The 16,974-nt window shown below is 72.8% G+C and carries 12 protein-coding genes and 1 pseudogene; 6 read left to right on the top strand and 7 right to left on the bottom strand.

The window, feature by feature from the left end; all coding sequences use genetic code 11:
* Positions 1-20: 20 nt before the first annotated feature.
* The 3 genes from OOJ91_RS05990 to OOJ91_RS05980 all read right to left on the bottom strand — a co-directional run bounded on the left by OOJ91_RS05990 (position 21) and on the right by OOJ91_RS05980 (position 3,583).
* Positions 21-854 carry a carbohydrate ABC transporter permease gene (locus OOJ91_RS05990; RefSeq protein ID WP_266243352.1) on the bottom strand — a complete coding sequence of 278 codons (834 nt, stop codon included), beginning with the start codon at positions 852-854 and terminating at the stop codon, positions 21-23.
* Positions 855-862: 8 nt separating this feature from the next.
* Entirely contained in the window at positions 863-1,822 is a 960-nt protein-coding gene (locus tag OOJ91_RS05985; protein ID WP_266243350.1) for a carbohydrate ABC transporter permease, read from the bottom strand.
* A gap of 198 nt (positions 1,823-2,020) precedes the next feature.
* Positions 2,021-3,583 carry an FAD-dependent oxidoreductase gene (locus tag OOJ91_RS05980; protein ID WP_266243348.1) on the bottom strand — a complete coding sequence of 521 codons (1,563 nt, stop codon included), beginning with the start codon at positions 3,581-3,583 and terminating at the stop codon, positions 2,021-2,023.
* A 74-nt stretch (positions 3,584-3,657) separates the two neighbouring features.
* Here OOJ91_RS05980 and OOJ91_RS05975 point away from each other — a divergent pair, with 74 nt between their 5' ends.
* Entirely contained in the window at positions 3,658-4,251 is a 594-nt protein-coding gene (locus OOJ91_RS05975) for a helix-turn-helix domain-containing protein (RefSeq protein ID WP_266243346.1), read from the top strand.
* Between the two features lie 529 nt (positions 4,252-4,780).
* Here OOJ91_RS05975 and OOJ91_RS05970 read toward each other — a convergent pair.
* The 4 genes and pseudogenes from OOJ91_RS05970 to OOJ91_RS05955 form a co-directional block, all read right to left on the bottom strand.
* Positions 4,781-8,203, bottom strand: a complete 3,423-nt coding sequence (locus tag OOJ91_RS05970) for a DUF7507 domain-containing protein (protein WP_439117049.1) — start codon at positions 8,201-8,203, stop codon at positions 4,781-4,783.
* 51 nt (positions 8,204-8,254) lie between these two features.
* Positions 8,255-9,622: pseudogene (locus tag OOJ91_RS05965) on the bottom strand (choice-of-anchor A family protein); the annotation flags it as partial.
* Positions 9,623-9,716: 94 nt separating this feature from the next.
* Complete coding sequence (locus tag OOJ91_RS05960) at positions 9,717-11,462, bottom strand: sulfatase-like hydrolase/transferase (protein ID WP_323178418.1); 1,746 nt, start codon at positions 11,460-11,462, stop codon at positions 9,717-9,719.
* Positions 11,462-12,394 (bottom strand): CDP-alcohol phosphatidyltransferase family protein, encoded by a 933-nt coding sequence (locus OOJ91_RS05955; RefSeq protein WP_439117027.1) that lies wholly within the window; start codon positions 12,392-12,394, stop codon positions 11,462-11,464. Before OOJ91_RS05955 ends, OOJ91_RS05960 begins: the two co-directional genes overlap by 1 nt.
* A 93-nt stretch (positions 12,395-12,487) precedes the next feature.
* On the opposite strand from OOJ91_RS05955, the gene OOJ91_RS05950 reads away from it, so the two are divergent.
* The 5 genes from OOJ91_RS05950 to OOJ91_RS05930 all read left to right on the top strand — a co-directional run bounded on the left by OOJ91_RS05950 (position 12,488) and on the right by OOJ91_RS05930 (position 16,919).
* Positions 12,488-13,471, top strand: a complete 984-nt coding sequence (locus OOJ91_RS05950; RefSeq protein ID WP_266243344.1) for a zinc-dependent alcohol dehydrogenase — start codon at positions 12,488-12,490, stop codon at positions 13,469-13,471.
* A gap of 2 nt (positions 13,472-13,473) precedes the next feature.
* On the top strand, positions 13,474-13,872 hold the full coding sequence (locus OOJ91_RS05945; protein ID WP_266243342.1) for a 6-pyruvoyl trahydropterin synthase family protein: 399 nt from the start codon (positions 13,474-13,476) through the stop codon (positions 13,870-13,872).
* A 197-nt stretch (positions 13,873-14,069) separates the two neighbouring features.
* Positions 14,070-15,098, top strand: a complete 1,029-nt coding sequence (locus tag OOJ91_RS05940) for a glycosyltransferase family 4 protein (RefSeq protein ID WP_266245288.1) — start codon at positions 14,070-14,072, stop codon at positions 15,096-15,098.
* 14 nt (positions 15,099-15,112) lie between these two features.
* Positions 15,113-15,916 (top strand): class I SAM-dependent methyltransferase, encoded by an 804-nt coding sequence (locus OOJ91_RS05935; protein WP_266245287.1) that lies wholly within the window; start codon positions 15,113-15,115, stop codon positions 15,914-15,916.
* Positions 15,917-15,980: 64 nt separating this feature from the next.
* Positions 15,981-16,919 carry a lysylphosphatidylglycerol synthase transmembrane domain-containing protein gene (locus OOJ91_RS05930; protein WP_266243340.1) on the top strand — a complete coding sequence of 313 codons (939 nt, stop codon included), beginning with the start codon at positions 15,981-15,983 and terminating at the stop codon, positions 16,917-16,919.
* Positions 16,920-16,974 lie beyond the last annotated feature (55 nt).

Genomic DNA, 16,974 nt, shown 5'->3' with positions numbered 1-16,974 from the left:
TCCTACTACTGGGTTGAGAACTACTTGACCGCGCCGGCCGTGAAGCCCCGAACGAGCCAGCGCTGGCCGAAAATGACAAGCAGCAGCGTCGGCACCAACGTGATGGTGATGCCGGCCAGGAGCACGGCGGGGCTGCCGCCCTCGTTGTCCTTCAGGGCGAAGACCGCGGTCTGCAGGGTGTTCAGGGAGTTGTTGCTGGACGAGATGATCAAGGGCCAGAAGTACATGTTCCAGCCCTGGAGAAACGACCAGACGGCGATGCCGATAAGTGCCGGCCGGCTCGCCGGCAGCAGGATGGTGACCAGGAACCGCAGGTGGCCGCAGCCGTCGATGACGGCGGCCTCGCGCAGCTCCCGGGGGAACTGGGCGAACGCCTGACGCAGCATGAACACGCCGAAACCGCTGGCCAAGAACGGCAGGACCAGGCTGAGTCGGCTGTCGTTGATGCCCAGTGAGCGGATGAACAGCGCGTTCGGCACGACGATCGACTCGTACGGCACCATGATCGTGGCCAGGAACAGCCAGAAGATCGGCCGCCGCAGCGGGCTGCGCAGGAAGACCAGGGCGTACGCGGCAAGACACGACGTGACCAGGTGTCCGAGCATCACGCTCAGACCGACGAAGAGCGAGTTGAGGAAGGCCGGGGCCAGCGGCACCACCGGTTGCCGCCAGGCAGCCCGGTAGTTCTCCAGCGTCCAGTGCCCGTCGAGGAGTTGCGGCGGCTGGTGCAGCAGCGCGTTCGACGGCAGGAAGCCCCCGATCACGGTGAGCAGCACGGGGAAGAGCAGGACCACCGCGGCGATGCCCAGCCAGAGGTAGGTCAGGACGGTCGGCACGGGACCGGGTCGGTTCACGCTCCTGCTCACCTGTAGTGCACCCGCCTCTCGAGGACGCCGAACTGCACCACGGCGATCAGCACGCCGATGACCAGCAGCACCAGGCCCTGCGCGCTGGCCAGCCCGAAGTTGCTGTTGTTGTTGTGGAACGCGTTGTCGAAGATCGAATAGACAAGCGTGCGGGTGTGTCCGTTCGGTCCGCCGTCCGTCATGATCTGCACCTGGCCGAGCGCCTGGAGCGCGGCCAACGTGGTGGTCACCACGGCGAAGAACAGGCTCGGCGAGATCATCGGCAGCACGATGCTGACGAACTGTCGGGGACCGCTGGCGCCATCCATTCGGGCCGCCTCCAACACCTCCTCGTCGACGCCGGCGAGGCCGGCCGCGAGCACGAGCAGGTTGAAACCGGACACCATCCACACGGTGACACCGACGACAGTGGCTGTCGCCCAACCCGGCTCGGTGGTCCAGTTCGGCGCGGGAACGCCGATCAGGCCCAGCGCCCAGTTGACCGGCGAGACACCGGGGTTCAGCATGATCAACCAGACCACGCTGGCCGCCGAGACCGAGTAGGCGAACGGGAGGGCGAAGGCGGTCCGGAAGATCCGCATGCCGGGCAGTCGCTGGGTCAGCGGAGCGGCGAGCGCCAGCGGCAGCAGTACGCCGGGCACCACCACCAGCACGGTGAAGAGCAGCGTCTGCCAGAGCACCGTGCCGAATGCCGGCGTGAGGAGCTCCTGGAAGTGCGCGAGTCCCACCGACCGGGTCGGGTTGCCGAGGATGTCGTTGCCCCGGGTGGCCAGGAAGACCGCCTGGAACAGCGGGAAGATCACGAAGACGCCCAGGCCCGCGAGACCGGGCAGGACGAAGAGCAGGCCGAGTGCCGTCTCCCGTGCCCGCGCTGGCGCGGCGCCCCGGCGGGTCAGGCCAGGCGGCCGGTCGGTACGCGCGGCGGGTCCGGCCGCGAGCAGAGTCGGAGCTGTCACGTCGGGCAGCCTGCACAGCCCGTACGTCCGTTGGGGGGAGATCAGGTGGCGGGGGGCTGACGCGGTAGTGACAACGCACTACGCAGCGTAAACGCAACGCAGCGTTTCATCGACGAAACGCTGTTCAGGGCCCTGGCACCGTCGGCTGGCCGTGACTGTGCGTGCCGGTGGCGGGCGGCCCGCCACCGGCAGCACCGCTCACCGACGGACGGCTACCAGGACCGCGTCGTGGTGGACGACGTCGTGGGGGCCGGGGCGGGGGCGGGTCTCGGTCGTGCGGACGTCCCATCGGGCCGGGTCCAACGAGGAGGCCACGTCCTCGGCCGTGTACATCATGTCCGGCATGTGCAGCCGGTGCCCCGACGTCCACAGGTCCGACGGGTGGTGCCCGACGATCAGCAGCACGCCCCCCGGTGCGACCGCGTCGGCCAGGCGGGCGAACAACTCCCGCCGCGGTGCCGGGGGCAGGTGCATGAACTGCGCCGACACCAGGTCGTACGCCCCCTCGGCCGGCGGCTTGTCGCGCAGGTCGGCGTGCGTGAACTCGATCCGGTCGCCCACACCCGCGGCCTCTGCGTGCTCGGCGGCCCGGGTCAGGGCGGTGGTCGAGATGTCCACAGCCGTCACCTGCCAACCACGCTCCGCCAGCCACACCGCGTCGGCGCCCTCACCGCTGCCCACGTCCAGCGCCCGCCCCGGGGTCAGGTCGGCGGCCTCGGTGACGAGCTGCGGGTTCGGGCGGCCACTCCACACCGCAGGCTTGGCCTGGTACCGCTCCTCCCACGCCGGCTCCTCGAAGGTCGTGGCCACCAATTGCCGGTACGCGCCCACCGCGTCGCGGGTGTCCTCCGCGATCAGGTCGCCGTTGATCGCCGCACCGGCCATCAGCCCGGCCGCGGCGGACGTGATCACCTGGCCGCGCATGTCGGCCACGTTGCCGGCCACCCAGACGCCCGGCACTGTCGTCGCCCCGGTGGCGTCGGCCGGGATCTGGGTGCCGATGACGTGCCCGCCCACCGTCACCTCCTCCGGCGCCAGGCCCAGCCCCACAAGCATCTCGGCGCGGGGAACCGCGCGGGCCGCCACGACGACCGCGTCCAGCGCCACCACCCGGCCGTCGGCGAGCCGTACGCCGGTCAGCGCGTCCCCGGTCACCTCCAGCTCCGCGACCGGGCCCGGCACCACGGCGATGCCCCGGGCGGCCAGCCGTTCGGCCGTCTCCTCGTCCGGGGTCGGGGCGTCGTGCAGCAGGAGCAGCACGTCCGAGCTCCACTGCCGCCACATCTCGGCCTGGTGCACGGCCATCGGCCCGGTCGCCAGCACACCGATGCGCCGGTCCTGGACCTCCCAGCCGTGGCAGTACGGGCAGTGCAGCACGTCGCGACCCCACCGCTGGGCCACCCCGGGCACGTCGGGCAGCTCGTCGATCAGCCCGGTCGCCACCAGAAGGCGGCGGGCCCGCACCGTGCTCCCGTCATCGAGGGCGAGCCGGAACCCGTCGTCGTCGCGGCTGGCGGCCTCGACCCGGCCGGCGCGGAACTGCCCGCCGTACCCGGCCACCTCCGCGCGCCCGGCCGCGAGCAGCTCGCCCGGCGGCGTCCCCTCCCGCCCCAGGTAGTTGTGCACGTGGTCGGCCGGCGCGTTGCGCGGTTCGCCGGAGTCGATCACCAGCACCGACCGCCGGGCCCGGCTCAGCGCCAGGGCCCCGCCGAGCCCGGCCGCGCCGCCGCCCACCACCACCACGTCGTATGTCTCGTCCACCGGAGTGTCCCCCTAGTTGTCGGCTGAGCCCACCATCCGTCGCTGTCGCTCAGGTGGCAACTATCCTTGCCGTTATGGCAAACGATGACAGTGCCGCGCTGGCGGCCGTCGGCCCCCGGCTGCGCGCCCTGCGCCACAGGCGCGGCACCACGCTGACCCAGCTCGCCGAGCTGACCGGCATCTCGGTGAGCACCCTGTCCCGGCTGGAGTCCGGCACCCGTCGGCCCACCCTGGAACTGCTGCTCCCGCTCGCGCGGGCGTACCAGGTGGCGCTTGACGAGCTGGTGGACGCCCCGGCCACCGGTGACCCTCGCGTACGCCCCAAACCGATCGTCATGCACGGCGTGACGTTCCTGCCGCTGACCCGCCGACCGGGCGGTCTGCAGGCGTTCAAGCAGATCTTCCCGCCGGACACGCCCGCCGGGGAGCGAACCCAGCAGACCCACGAGGGGTACGAGTGGCTCTACGTGCTCTCCGGCCGGCTGCGCCTGCTGCTCGGCGAACACGACCTGACGCTGACCCCGGGAGAGGTCGCCGAGTTCGACACCCGCGTCCCGCACCGGGTGTTCAACCCCGGCCCGGGTACCGCCGAGGCCCTCAGCCTGTTCGGGCCACAGGGGGAACGGCTGCACGTTCGCGCCCGCCCCGCCGCGTCCGACAAGGAGTAGTTCGACAGTGAGTGAGCACAGCGTTTCCGTGGTCCGGCTGGACCACACCTCGTCCGCCGAGTGCGAGGAGATCGTCCTCGGCCTACAGGGCCTGCTGCTGGCCCGTGGAGTGATCCTTCCGAACGACCGTCGTGACGCGTGGTGGCAGCCCAGCGAGTGGAAGCCGGGACCGGCCGCGCGTACGGCAGTCGTCGAGCCGGTCGACTGGTTTGACGCCGTTCCTCAACTGGCCTCAGTTGTCACCCGTACTGGTCACCGAGATCCGCGCTGGACTTGGAGGTCGTACGGGCATCGTTGTCAGCCACTGGTGACGCACCAATCAGAGCAGACGACGGCTGCTCGCGGCGGTGGATGGTGACGTGCCGCTTGGGTCTGCCCAGGCCAACTGCCGCCCGGCGGTCCGGCGGTGCGCTGGCTTCGCCGGAAGGGCGACACGGTGGGCGTGGACCGCGAGCGGACCGGTTGGTGCTGACGTGCCGCGAGGGCCGGACCGGTTCCCCTCCGGTCCGACCCCCGTGATCGTTGCGCGCTAGGCGCGGAGCCTGCGCTGCCGGACGACAAGCAGCAACGCGGCGCCGAGGAGCACTGCCAGCACTCCGGCCGACATCCAGCCGCCGATCGGGAACGATGTGCCGGTCACCGGCAGCTTCCCCTTCACTCTGATGGTGATGGTGGACTCCGGCGCCACCGGCGCGGGGCCCTCCGGCGGGGTACCGGTCGCCGTCGCGCTGTTGCGCACCGAACCGTGGTGGTAGTCGGCCTTGCTGACCGTGTACGTCGCCGCACAGGTCACGGCGGCACCGGCGGCCAGGGTGACAGCGCCGTTGGGCGTCCGGTCCGGGCCGCAGGTGATCGGGCCGAGGTCGGCAGGTGCCGCCGGCGCCGTGAGGGTGTCGGTGACTCTCACGTCGGTAAGCCCTACACGTCCGGTGTTGGTGACCACGAACTGGAACGGCACCTGCTGACCCGGGCGGGTGATCTTCTCGGTGCTGCTGGACTTCACCACGGTGATGGCGGCGCCCCGGGTGGCCGTGACCTCGGCGGTGGCCGGTCCGGAGCGTACCGGCGTCGGTGGTTGTTGGCCGGGGATGGTCGGCGGCGTGCCGGCCGCCACCGCCGTGTTCGTGATCGTGCCGGCGTCGATGTCCGCCGCGGTGACGGCGTAGGTCGACGTGCAGGTGGTGCTCGCCCCGGCGGGCAGGGTGACGCTGCCATTGGCGACCGGCGGAGTGCCGCAGGTGATCGCCCCCGGCGTGCCGGTGCCGGAGAACTCCGTCTCGTCGACAGTCACCGCGCTCAGCGGGGTGTTGCCGGTGTTTGCCACCACGAACCGGTACGTGACCACGTCACCGGCCGTCGACACCACTGTGGGCGTGACCGACTTGGCGATGGTGATCGCCGGGTGCGGGATCGGGATGTCCAACGGGGAGGGCGGCGAGACCGGCGGCGGCCCGACCGGTGGCGTGCCGGTGACGGTGGCGACGTTGCGCAGCGACGAGCCGGCGAACTCCTCCTCGGTCACTGTGTACGTCGCGCGGCACTGGATCGACCCGCCCGGCGTCAGGGTCACCTCCCCGTTCGGGGTGTCCTGCGGGCCGCAGGTGATCGGCCCGAGCCCGTCCCGCTCGGACGGCGGCAGCACGGTGTCGTTGACAGTCACCCCGGTCAGCGTCAGGCCGCCGCTGTTGACCACCAGGAAGGTGTACGGCACCTGCTGGCCGGCCGCGGTGATCGCCACGGTGGTCGACGACTTGATCACGTCGATGTCGGCCACGAGCCCCGCCTGGGGAATCGTCAGCGTCGACGGCGGCGAGTCCACGGGCGTACCCCCGGGTGGGGTGCCGTGCGCGGTGGCGGTGTCGGTGACCCCGTTGTTGTCCAGGTCGGCCTGGGTGACGGTGTAGGTGGCCGTGCAGGCGGTGGACCCACCCGGCGCGAGTGTGGTCGTCGCGCAGGTGATCGGGCCGAGGTCGGCGTTCGACGAGGGCGGCGCCTGCACGTCGGTGACGGTGACACCGGTCAGGGTCAGCCCGCCGGTGTTGACCACGTGGAACCGGTACGGCACCTGCTGCCCGACGACGCCGATCGTGGTGACGTCGGAGACCTTGACCACCGAGATCGCGGCGACCAGTCCGGACTCGGGGATCGTCAGTGTGGACGGCGGCGAGTTCACAGGCGTCTCGGTGCCCGGCGGCGTGCCGTGCGCGGTGGCGGTGTCGACGACCGCGTTGTTGTCCAGGTCGGCCTGGGTGACGGTGTAGGTGGCCGTGCAGGCGGTCACCGCACCCGGCGCGAGGGTGGTCTGCGGGCAGGTGATCGGGCCGAGGTTGGCGTTTGACGAGGGCGACGCCTGCACGTCGGTGACGGTGACGTTGGTAAGCGTGACGCCACCGGTGTTGATCGCGAGGAACTGGTAGGGGACCTGCTGCCCGACCGTGGTGATCGTCGTCGTGGTGGACGACTTGACGACCGAGAGTGACGGCGTGACGTCGGCCGCCGGGATGGTCAGCACGACCTGGTCCGAGTCCACCGGCTCCTCGGTCCCCGTCGGGGTGCCGTGCGCGGTGGCGATGTCGGTCAGTTCGTCATGGTCGAGGTCGGCCTGGGTGACGGTGTAGGTCGCGGTGCACGTCGTTGTCTGGCCGGGGACGAGCGTGGTCTGTGGGCAGTTGAGCGGGCCGAGGTTGGCGTTCGACGACGGCGGGTCCTGCACATCGGTGACGTTGACGTTGTTAAGCGTGACGCCGCCGGTGTTGGCGACCAGGAACTGGTAGGGCACCTGCTGCCCCACGGAGCTGATCGTCTCGGTGGTGGAGAACTTCACCATCGCGATGGCCGGAAACACGTCACCGGTCGGGATGGTCAGCGTCGACGGCGGCGACTGCACAGGAGTAGCTCCGCCGGGAGGGTTGCCGTGCGCGGTTGCGGTGTCACGCACCAGGCCCGCGTCCAGGTCCGCCTGGGTGACCAGGTACCTGGCCGTGCACGAGGTCCTGGCACCGGGGGCGAGGGTGGTGGCCGCGCAGGTGATCGGGCCGAGGTTGGCGTTCGACGACGGCGGCGCCTGCACGTCGGTGACGCCGACGTTGGTCAGGGTGAGCCCGCCGGTGTTGACCACGTGGAACGAGTACGGCACCTGCTGCCCGATCACACTGATCGTGGTGGTCGTGGACGTCTTCACGACCGCGATCGAGGCGACCAGGTCGGTCTCCGGCAGGGTCAGCGTCGAGGGTGGCGAGTTCACCGGCGTGCCGCCGCCGGGTGGCGTGCCGTGTGCGACGGCGGTGTTGGTAACCCCGTCGTTGTCGAGGTCGGCCTGGGTGACGGTGTAGGTCGCGGTGCACCCGGTCCGCGCGCCGGGTGCGAGGGTGGTGGCGGCGCAGGTGATCGGGCCGAGGTTGGCGTTTGACGAGGGCGGCGCCTGCTCGTCGGTGACGGTGACGTTGGTCAGGGTGAGCCCGCCGGTGTTGACCACGTGGAACGAGTACGGCACCTGCTGCCCGACAGTGGTGATCGACGCGGTGGTGGAGGTCTTCGTGACCGTGATGGACGGGGTCAGCCCCGCGGCCGGGATGGTCAGCGTCGACGGCGGCGAGGTGACCGGCGTGCCGGTGGGTGGCGTACCCCGGGCGGTGGCGGTGTCGGCGACCCGGTGGTTGTCGAGGTCGGCCTGGGTGACTGTGTAGGTGGCGGCGCAGGTGGTGGTCGCGCCCGGCGCGAGGGTGGTGGCGACGCAGGTGATCGGGCCGAGGTTGGCGTTTGACGAGGGCGGTGTCTGCACGTCCGTGACGCCGACGTTGGTGAGGGTCAGGCCGCCGGTGTTGGCGACAAGGTAGCGGTAGGGCACCTGCTGACCCACCGAGGTGATGGACGTGGTGGTCGACGACTTCACGACTGTGACGGAGGCGGCGAGCGACTGTGCCGGAATGGTCAGGGTGTCCGGATCGGACACCACCGGCGGGCCGGTGGGTGGGGAGCCCTGGGCGGTGCCGACGTTTGTGACGCCGCCGTTGTCGAGGTCCGCCTGGGTGACCGTGTAGGTGGCGGTGCACGCCGTCCGGGTGCCGGGGGCGAGGGTGGTGGCGGCGCAGGTGATCGGGCCGAGGTTGGCGTTCGACGAGGGCGGGGTCTGCTGGTCGGTGACCGAGATGGCGGTGAGCGGGACGCCGCCGGTGTTGACCACGTGGAACGAGTACGGCACCTGCTGGCCGACGGCCGTGATCACCGCGGTGGTCGACGCCTTGATCAGGTCGATGCCGGCCGGACTCGCGCCCGCGCAGGACAGCGTGGTGCTGAACGGGAAGTAGTGGATCTCACCGCCGCGGTGGTCAAGCGTACGGGTGATCACGCTGCCCTCGGTGTTGCTGGCCGAGAGGTCGGTAAGGCTGGCGTTGGGGGCGTAGATGGTGCCCTCGACCGTGGCGGCGCCCGTCGTCAGGGTGAGCGCGGTGGCGGTCGGGAAGTTGAACAGGACGTAGCGCGCCTGCGGGCCGCCGATGCCGGAGAAGTTCGGGGCGGTCCAGTCGAACGTGTTGCCGACGCCAGTGGTGTCCACGTTTACCAGCAGCGGGGTGCTGGCGGTGGGCTGGCTGGCGAAGGTAAGCGTCTGGATGTTGGCCAGGTCGGCGGCGGTCAGGTTCAGCACGTTCGTCACGCCCGGGGTGAGGGTGACCACGGCGTTGCTGCCGGCGGGGATCGGCCGGGGGAGCACGTCGCCGTTCGGAGTCCGGAGCACCACCGTGTTGTCGCAGGTGGCGAGGCCGGCGGTCGTGCTGCGGAAGGCGGCGAAGGCGCCCGCGAAGTTGATCGGCGAGGTGGGTCCGACGCTGCCGACGGGCTGCCGGGTGACAAGCTCCACCCGGGGCGACGCGTCGTAGTTGTCCGACGGCAGGATCCGGGTGTTGACCTGGGCGCCGTTGTTGTCGGTGTCGCGTACGACGGTGCCGGTCAGGTCGCCGACCTTCGCGTATCCGCTGGAGAGCACCTGCAGACGGGTGCCACCGACGCTGCCGGCGAAGTTGACGCGCCCGCCGACGACGAGGGCGCTCGGTCGGGCGTCGCCCGGCACGACGAACGACCCGGCGGTCACGGTGGCCAGTTGGTAGTTGCCGAAGGTGAGGTCTCCGCCGACGGCGAGGGTGCCTTCGTTCTCGTCGTTGACGAGGTTGGCGTTGCCCTCGGTCATGACCCCGAAGCTCAGCGCCTCGGCGACCGGGTCCACCGGCCCGATGTCCTCGGCAGCGGTCAGCACCCGATTCGGCGGGGGCTCGGCAGGCGCCGGCGCCAGGAGAGCGTTGACCGCCAGGATGGCGCCGACGGCGGTCAGCGCCGCCGCGCGGGTCCTGCGGGTGCCCCACGAAGAAATCCTCATCACGTCCCCCGTTGTGTCCGATGTGCCAGGGGAGCGTAGCGAGGCAAATGTCAAGCTATGAGCTATTTGTCCGAAATAGCCGGCGGACGGAAGGTCAGCGTGGCGCGGCCAGCGGCGGCGACGACGGCCCGAAGGTGGTCAGGAACCGGTCCCGGAACGTGTCCATCGGCCACACCGGCGCCTGCGGGCCGGGCCGCAGGCCGTCCTGCCAGCCCCACCCCGCGACCCGGTTCAGCACCGCCGGGTCCCGGGCGACGATGGTGATCGGCACGTCCCGGCTCGCGCCCTCGCCCGTCACCACCGGGGCCGGTTGGTGATCGCCGAGGAAGACGAGCACCAGATCGTCGTCGCCGTAGGTCCGTACGTAGGAGATCAGGCTCTCCAGCGAGTAGGCCACGGCCTGCCGGTAGCCGGCCCGGATCCGGCCGGTGTCCCGGTCGTCGGAGGCGCCGTCGTCAGTCGCGCCGGCGTCGCCGTGGTAGATCGAACCGTCGCCCACCTCGTCCCAGCCGATCATGCGGGGCACCGCCGTCCACGGCGAGTGGCTGGAGATCAACGGGATCTCCGCCATGATCGGGCGGTCCGCGCCGGCGCGGACCCGCCGCTGGAAGAACGACAGCGTGTACTGGTCGGGCATCGGCGCGTAGCTGAACTTCGGACCCCGGTAGCCGAGCGCCGCGGCGTCGTAGTAGCTGTCGTAGGAGAAGAAGCCCCGCTCCGGCCAGGGCTGGGTGGCCGCCGGCAGCACCCCGACCGTCTGCCAGCCGGCCCGGCGGAACGCGCCGTTCAGGGTGAGCCGGTCGCTGGCCAGCAGGCTGCGGTGGCGCTGCTCGTTGTCCGTCCACAGACCTGACAGCAGCGTGTCGTGGGCCAGCCAACTGCCACCACCGAACGTCGGGGAGGTGAGGAAGCCGCTGCGCGCGCCGTACCCGGCCGCGCGCAGCCGCTCGGTCCCGGTGTCCAGCACCGCGTTGACCTGCGGCGCCAACTCCGGGTCCTCGACGGCGTCGCGCCCGTAGCTCTCCACGAAGGCGAGAACGACGTCCTTGCCGCGCAGCCCGGTCAACAGTTGGTCACCCGGGACGTCCTGGAACGGGTCGGCATCGATCTGGGCGGTGAACCGGCCGCTGTCGCGCAGCCGCGCGTCCACCTGCTCGGCGTGCGCGCCGACAAGCGCGGTGGTCCCGGCGTCGGCCACCGGCACGCCCGGGACGATCCGCACCCCGACGACCGCGCAGACCACCCAGGCGACAGTCAACGCGGCGACCGTCCGTGTCGCCACCCGCTCGTGGCCGACCAGCAGCGACGCCAGCCGCCGCAACGCCACTGTCATCACCAGCAGCAGCGCACCGACCAGCAGCGCGACGCCCACCACCGCGCCGACCGCGCCGGGCCGCCCGGCCGAGTCCCGCACGAACCCGTACGCGTCGTCCAGCAACAGCCAGTCCAGCACCAGGTCGAAGGGCCTGTCGAGGGTCGTGCGGAAACCCAGGTCGGCGAGTCTCACGATGGCCAGCAGGCCGAGCAGTGGCCCCACCACTGCCACCACCACCCGCCGTGGTCGCGGTGGCAACGCCAGCAGCAGCGCCGCGACCAGCAGACCCTCCAGCGGGATGCGCAGGAACGCGCCGGGTGTCAGCTCGCCGAGCCGGTCCGGGCCGACCAGGGCCGCGTACACCAGCAGGACCGCCAGCACGCCGCCGGCCGCCGCCCACGTCCGCCGCGCACGACCGCGCCGCACGGGCGACACCACTTGGGTACGCGCCGAAGCATCGCCGGTCGGGGCGGGGCGCGGACGTCGCCGGCCGGTCAGCCGGCGCAGCCGGGCGGGAAGGGTCATCACGGCCTCCAGTCGGAGTGGACCGTACCGCCCGAGCGGGCCGCCAGCGCGGGCAGCGGGCCGGGGACGGGCAGCAGCGGCGGCACGACGAGCGGCGCGTGTCGACCCAGCGGAAGCAGGGGCAGCGCCACGGGTGCGGCGGGCGCGGGCGTGCCGAGCGGTGGCGCGACCGCGATCGGCGCGGTGACCGCCGGCTCGGCGGTCGTCGGCGCGGTGACCGTCGGCACCGTGACCGTCGCGGCGGCCGGGCGGCGACGCCACAGCCAGGCCACGTCCCGGCCGAACGACTCGACAAGTAGCGCCAGCGCCGCCACCAGAATCACAGTGGTCCACGACTCCGGCAGCACCCGCGCGGCGGCGACCGCCAACAGCACCCCCTGCGCGGCGGCCACCACCTTGCGCCAGTAGCGCGGCGGCAACGAGCCGCCCAGCCAGGGCAGCACGGCGCTCGCCGCGACGAAGACGTACCGCATCGCGCCGATGGCCAGCACCCAACTCCCGGCCGCCGGGGCGACGTACACGCTGAGGACCAGGATGAGGAACGCGTCGACCTCCATGTCGAAGCGGGCCCCGAGCGCGCTCACCGTGCCGGTGCGCCGGGCGACCCGACCGTCCACCGCGTCCAGCAGCAGGGCCACCGCGCTCAGCGCGACAAGCAGCCCGACCGGCGTCGGACTGCCGAACGAGTCCACCACCAGCGCGGTGACCGCGCCGACCAGGACTGCCCGGGCCAGTGTCACCCGGTCGGCGGGACCGAGACGGGACGCGCCGGCCAGGTGCAGGCCCCGGCTCAACGCGAGGCAGGTGAGCGCCGCGTAGCCGGCCCCGGCCAGCCAACCCGCCGGGCCCAGACCCACGGAGGCGGCAAGCGCCGCCAGCACGACCAACTGCGCGCTCAGCCCGATCACCGGACCGCTTCGAACTGTGGGCACCGTACCTCCGTGTTTATGATCGACGACCCCGACAGGGAACACGGAAATCAGGGCCGTTCGGTTCGACCGGGACAAAAGGTGAGGTGTGCGAGGGTGATCCGCGAGGCGTACGCCTGCTGGGTGCGCGAGCCCGGCGCGGCGGAGATCCGGCCGGTGTCGCTGCCCGTCCCGGGGCCCGACGAGGTGCTTGTGCGTGCCCGCTACTCCGGCGTCAGCCGGGGCACCGAGACGCTTGTGTTCGCCGGCCGGGTGCCCGCCGACCAGCACGCGGCGATGCGCGCCCCGTTCCAGGAGGGCGACTTCCCGGGCCCGGTGAAGTACGGCTATCTCAGTGTCGGCGTGGTCGAGCAGGGCCCACCGGACCTGCTCGGGCGTACGGTGTTCTGCCTGCACCCGCACCAGAGCGCGTACGTCGTGCCGGCGACCGCCGTGGTGCCGGTGCCGGACGACGTGCCGCCCGCCCGGGCCGTGCTCGCCGGCACCGTGGAGACCGCCGTGAACGCCCTGTGGGACGCCGCGCCCCTGGTCGGCGACCGGGTCAGCGTGGTCGGCGCGGGCATGGTGGGCTGCTGTGTCGCGGCGCTGCTCGCCCGGTTCCCCGGCGTGCAGGTCGAGCTTGTCGACACCGACGCCCGCCGGGCCGGGATCGCCGGCGCCCTCGGGGTCGGGTTCGCCCAGCCCAGCGACGCGACAGGCGACCGGGACCTGGTCGTGCACGCCAGCGCCACCTCCGCAGGCCTGCAACACGCGCTTGACCTGCTCGCGCCCGAGGGCACGGTGATCGAGCTGAGCTGGTACGGCGACCGGCCGGTGCAGGTGTCTCTGGGCGGGGCGTTCCACTCCGGGCGGTTGACCGTGCGCAGCAGCCAGGTCGGCATGGTCGCGCCCGCGCGGCGGGGCCGCCGCAGTTACACCGACCGGTTGGCCCTGGCCCTGGACCTGCTCGACGACCCGGCCTTCGACGCGCTGATCACCGGCGCGTCCCGGTTCGCGGAGCTGCCCGACGTACTCGCCCGACTGAGCACGGGTGACCTGCCCGCGCTCTGCCACCTCATCACCTACGACGACGGGGAGTGACAGTGTTCAGCGTGACAGTTCGGGATCACATGATGATCGCCCACAGTTTCCGGGGCGACGTGTTCGGCCCGGCCCAGCGCCTGCACGGTGCGACGTTCGTGGTGGACGCGACGTTCCGCCGCCCCGACCTGGACGCCGACGGCATCGTCGTGGACATCGGCCTGGCCACCGAGCAGTTGCGGACCGTGGTCGGCGAACTGTCGTACCGCAACCTCGACGACGAGCCCGCGTTCGCCGGCATGAACACCACCACCGAGGTGCTGGCCCGCACCGTCGCCGACCGGCTGGCCGAGCGCGTGCACGCCGGTGAGCTGGGCCCCGGGGCGCGTGAGCTGGCAGGCATCACCGTCACCCTGCACGAGTCACACGTCGCCTGGGCCAGCTACGAGCGGTCGCTGTGACCGACGCGGGCCGGCCGACGCCGGCCCAGCGGCCGGGCCGGCCGGACCCCGCCGACGTCACGCCGACCGGAACGGCCGCCGACGTCACGCCGACCGGAAGCGCCGCCGGCGTCACGCCGACCGGAAGCGCCGCCGGCGTCGGGTCGTCCCCTCGGCAGGCGGCGTCCGTCGCGGTCGCCGGTCCACGCCGCCGTACGGTGCACGTCGTCCTGCCCGGCGACATCGACGATCCGGCCACGCCCAGCGGCGGCAACACCTACGACCGGCGGGTCTGCGCCGGTCTAGGCGAGAGCGGTTGGGTGGTGCGGGAGCACCCGACGCCCGGAGCGTGGCCGCAGCCCGACCCGGTCGACAGGGCGGCGCTGGCCCGGCTGCTGGCCGCCCTGCCGGACGACGCCGTCGTGCTCGTCGACGGCCTCATCGCCTCGACCGTGCCGGACCTGCTCGCCCCGCAGGCTCACCGGCTGCGCCTCGTGGTGCTTGTGCACATGCCGCTCAACGACGAGGCCGAGGGCCGGGCGCTGGCCACCGCGCGAGCCGTCGTCACCACGAGCGAGTGGACCCGCCGCCGCCTGCTGGCCCGCCACTGGTTGTCCGCCGACCGCGTCCGGGTCGCGCCTCCGGGGGTGACGCCCGCACCACCGGCGCCCCCCGGCAGCGCAGCCGGTGGCCGGCTGCTCTGCGTCGCCGCGGTCACCCGCCACAAGGGCCACGACGTGCTCGTCGACGCCCTGTGCGTACTGGCTGAGATGCCCTGGACGCTCGTCTGCGCCGGCACGCTGACCAGGGAACCCGAGCTGGTGCGCCGGCTGCGCGACCGGCTCGCCGGCGCCGGGCTGGCGGAACGGGTACGGCTGGCCGGTCCGCTGACCGGTGCGGCGCTCGACGCCGCGTACGCCGCCGCCGACCTGCTCGTGCTGCCGTCGCGGGGCGAGACGTACGGGATGGTCGTCACCGAGGCGCTGGCCCGCGGTCTGCCCGTGCTCGGCACCCAGGTGGGCGGCCTGCCGGAGGCGCTCGGGCGTGCCCCCGACGGTGACCTGCCCGGCCTGCTGGTCCCGCCGGACGACCCGGCAGCCCTGGCCGGCGCCCTGAGCTGGTGGTGGGGTGACGAGGAGCTACGGGTCCGGCTCCGGCGTGCCGCCCTCGCCCGCCGCGACACCCTGACCGACTGGCCGGCGACGACCGCGCGCCTGGCCGCCGTGCTGAAGGAGGTGGCGGAGTGACCGCCGAGGAGACCATGCCGTTCGCCGACTGGCTACGTCTGCGCGAGCCGGTCGACGCGGCGGCCCGCGCCGAGGACCTGGTGGACGCCGTCCGACCCCGGCTGACCGGCGACCCGATTCTGATCCACGATTTGGGCAGCGGCACCGGATCGATGAGTCGCTGGCTGGCGGCCCGGCTCAGTGGTCCGCAGCACTGGGTGCTGCACGACCGGGACGCCGACCTGCTGGCCCGCGCCGCCGACAGCATGGCCGGCGTGACCGCCGCCGACGGAGCGCCGGTCACCGTCGACACCCGCTGCGGCGACCTGACCCGGCTGGGCGCCGCCGACCTGTCCGACGGCGCGCTTGTCACCGCGTCCGCGCTGCTGGACATGTTGACCGCCGAGGAGGTCGAACGGGTGGTGGCCGCCTGCGTCGACGCCGACCGTCCCGCCCTGTTCGCGGTCTCGGTGACCGGCCGGGTCCGGCTCACCCCGGCCGACCCGCTCGACGGCGAGGTCCAGGAGGCGTTCAACGCGCACCAGCGGCGTACCGTCGACGGCCGCCGGCTGCTCGGTCCGGACGCCCCCGCCGCCACCGCCGCCGCGTTCGCCAGGCGGGGCGTGCGCGTGCGGGAGCGGCCCAGCCCGTGGCGGCTCGGCCCGGAGCAGGCCGACCTGGCCGCCGAGTGGTTCCGCGGGTGGCTGGGCGCCGCCTGCGAGCAACGCCCCGACCTGGTCGGCCCGGCCCGGGTGTACGCCAAGCGCCGGCTGGCCGACGCGGCCGCCGGCCGGCTGGGCGTGCGTGTCGAACACCGGGACCTCCTGGCCGGCGGATGAACCGTCCACGCCCTGGGTACGTGCTCTAGGGAGAGTGGACGATCTTCAGGGAGGACCGGCGTCGATGCTGTGGGCCTGGGCACGAGTGGTCGGCGGGGTGGGCCTGCTCGCCGTCCTGCTGTGGCAGGTGGGCGGCGGCCCGTTCCTCGACGGCGTACGGCTGATCAACGCGCCGGCGCTGGCCGCGGCCCTGCTCATCGGTGTGCTCACCACTGTCTGCGCGGCCTGGCGGTGGAGCCTCGTCGCCGGTGGCCTCGGCGTCCGGCTGCCGTTGGCGACCGCGGTGGCGCACTGCTACCGGGCGGTGTTCCTCAACGCCACGTTGCCCGGCGGTGTGCTCGGGGACGTGCACCGGGCGGTGCGCCACGGCCGCGACGCCGGCGATGTCAGCCGGGGCATCCGCGCGGTGGTCTGGGAGCGTACGGCCGGTCAGGTGGTCCTGGTGGGTGTCGCGCTCGTGGTGCTCGCGGCGTTCCCGTCCCCGGTGCGGCAGTACCTGCCGGCCGCCGCCGCCCTGCTGCTCGCGGCTGGCCTGGTCGTCGTGCTGCTGGCGCGGCTCCGGCCCGGCGGCGGCCGCTCCCGGTGGGCCCGCGGCGTACGGACCGCCGTGGCGGACGTCCGGGCCGGGCTGTTGGCCCGGCGGACCTGGCTCGGCGTGCTTGTCGCCTCCGCCGTGATGGTCGCGGGTCACCTGGCCACCTTTCTGGTGGCGGCACGGACCGCCGGCTCCGACGCCCCGCTGACGCGGCTGCTGCCCCTGACGCTGCTCGCTCTGCTCGCCATGGGCCTGCCCCTGAACGTGGCCGGCTTCGGACCCCGCGAGGGCGTGGCCGCCTGGGTGTTCGGCGCGGCCGGGCTCAGCGCGGCCGAGGGTGTCGCCACCGCCACCGTCTACGGCGCCCTCGTGCTGGTGGCCAGCCTGCCCGGCGCGGCCGTGCTGCTCGCCCGACGGGCCCGCAATCCCACCACCACTCGGGAAGCCGCATCCGGCGGCGGCTGTTGAGTCAGTGGTCAGGACGGTACGCGCCGTCGCCCGAGGGCGGCGCCGGACAAAGGAG

The organism is Micromonospora lupini, assembly GCF_026342015.1.
GTDB classification, from domain to species: Bacteria; Actinomycetota; Actinomycetes; order Mycobacteriales; family Micromonosporaceae; genus Micromonospora; species Micromonospora lupini_B.
Note: the sequence above shows the minus strand (reverse complement) of the source record. Positions and strands in the feature narration are given on the sequence as shown.

Excerpts from the sequence above, each read along its gene's own strand:
- OOJ91_RS05930 (WP_266243340.1), top strand. The coding sequence starts at position 15,981 with ATGCTGTGGGCCTGGGCACGAGTGGTCGGCGGGGTGGGCCTGCTCGCC.
- OOJ91_RS05960 (WP_323178418.1), bottom strand. The coding sequence starts at position 11,462 with ATGACCCTTCCCGCCCGGCTGCGCCGGCTGACCGGCCGGCGACGTCCG.
- OOJ91_RS05975 (WP_266243346.1), top strand. The coding sequence starts at position 3,658 with ATGGCAAACGATGACAGTGCCGCGCTGGCGGCCGTCGGCCCCCGGCTG.
- OOJ91_RS05935 (WP_266245287.1), top strand. The coding sequence starts at position 15,113 with ATGCCGTTCGCCGACTGGCTACGTCTGCGCGAGCCGGTCGACGCGGCG.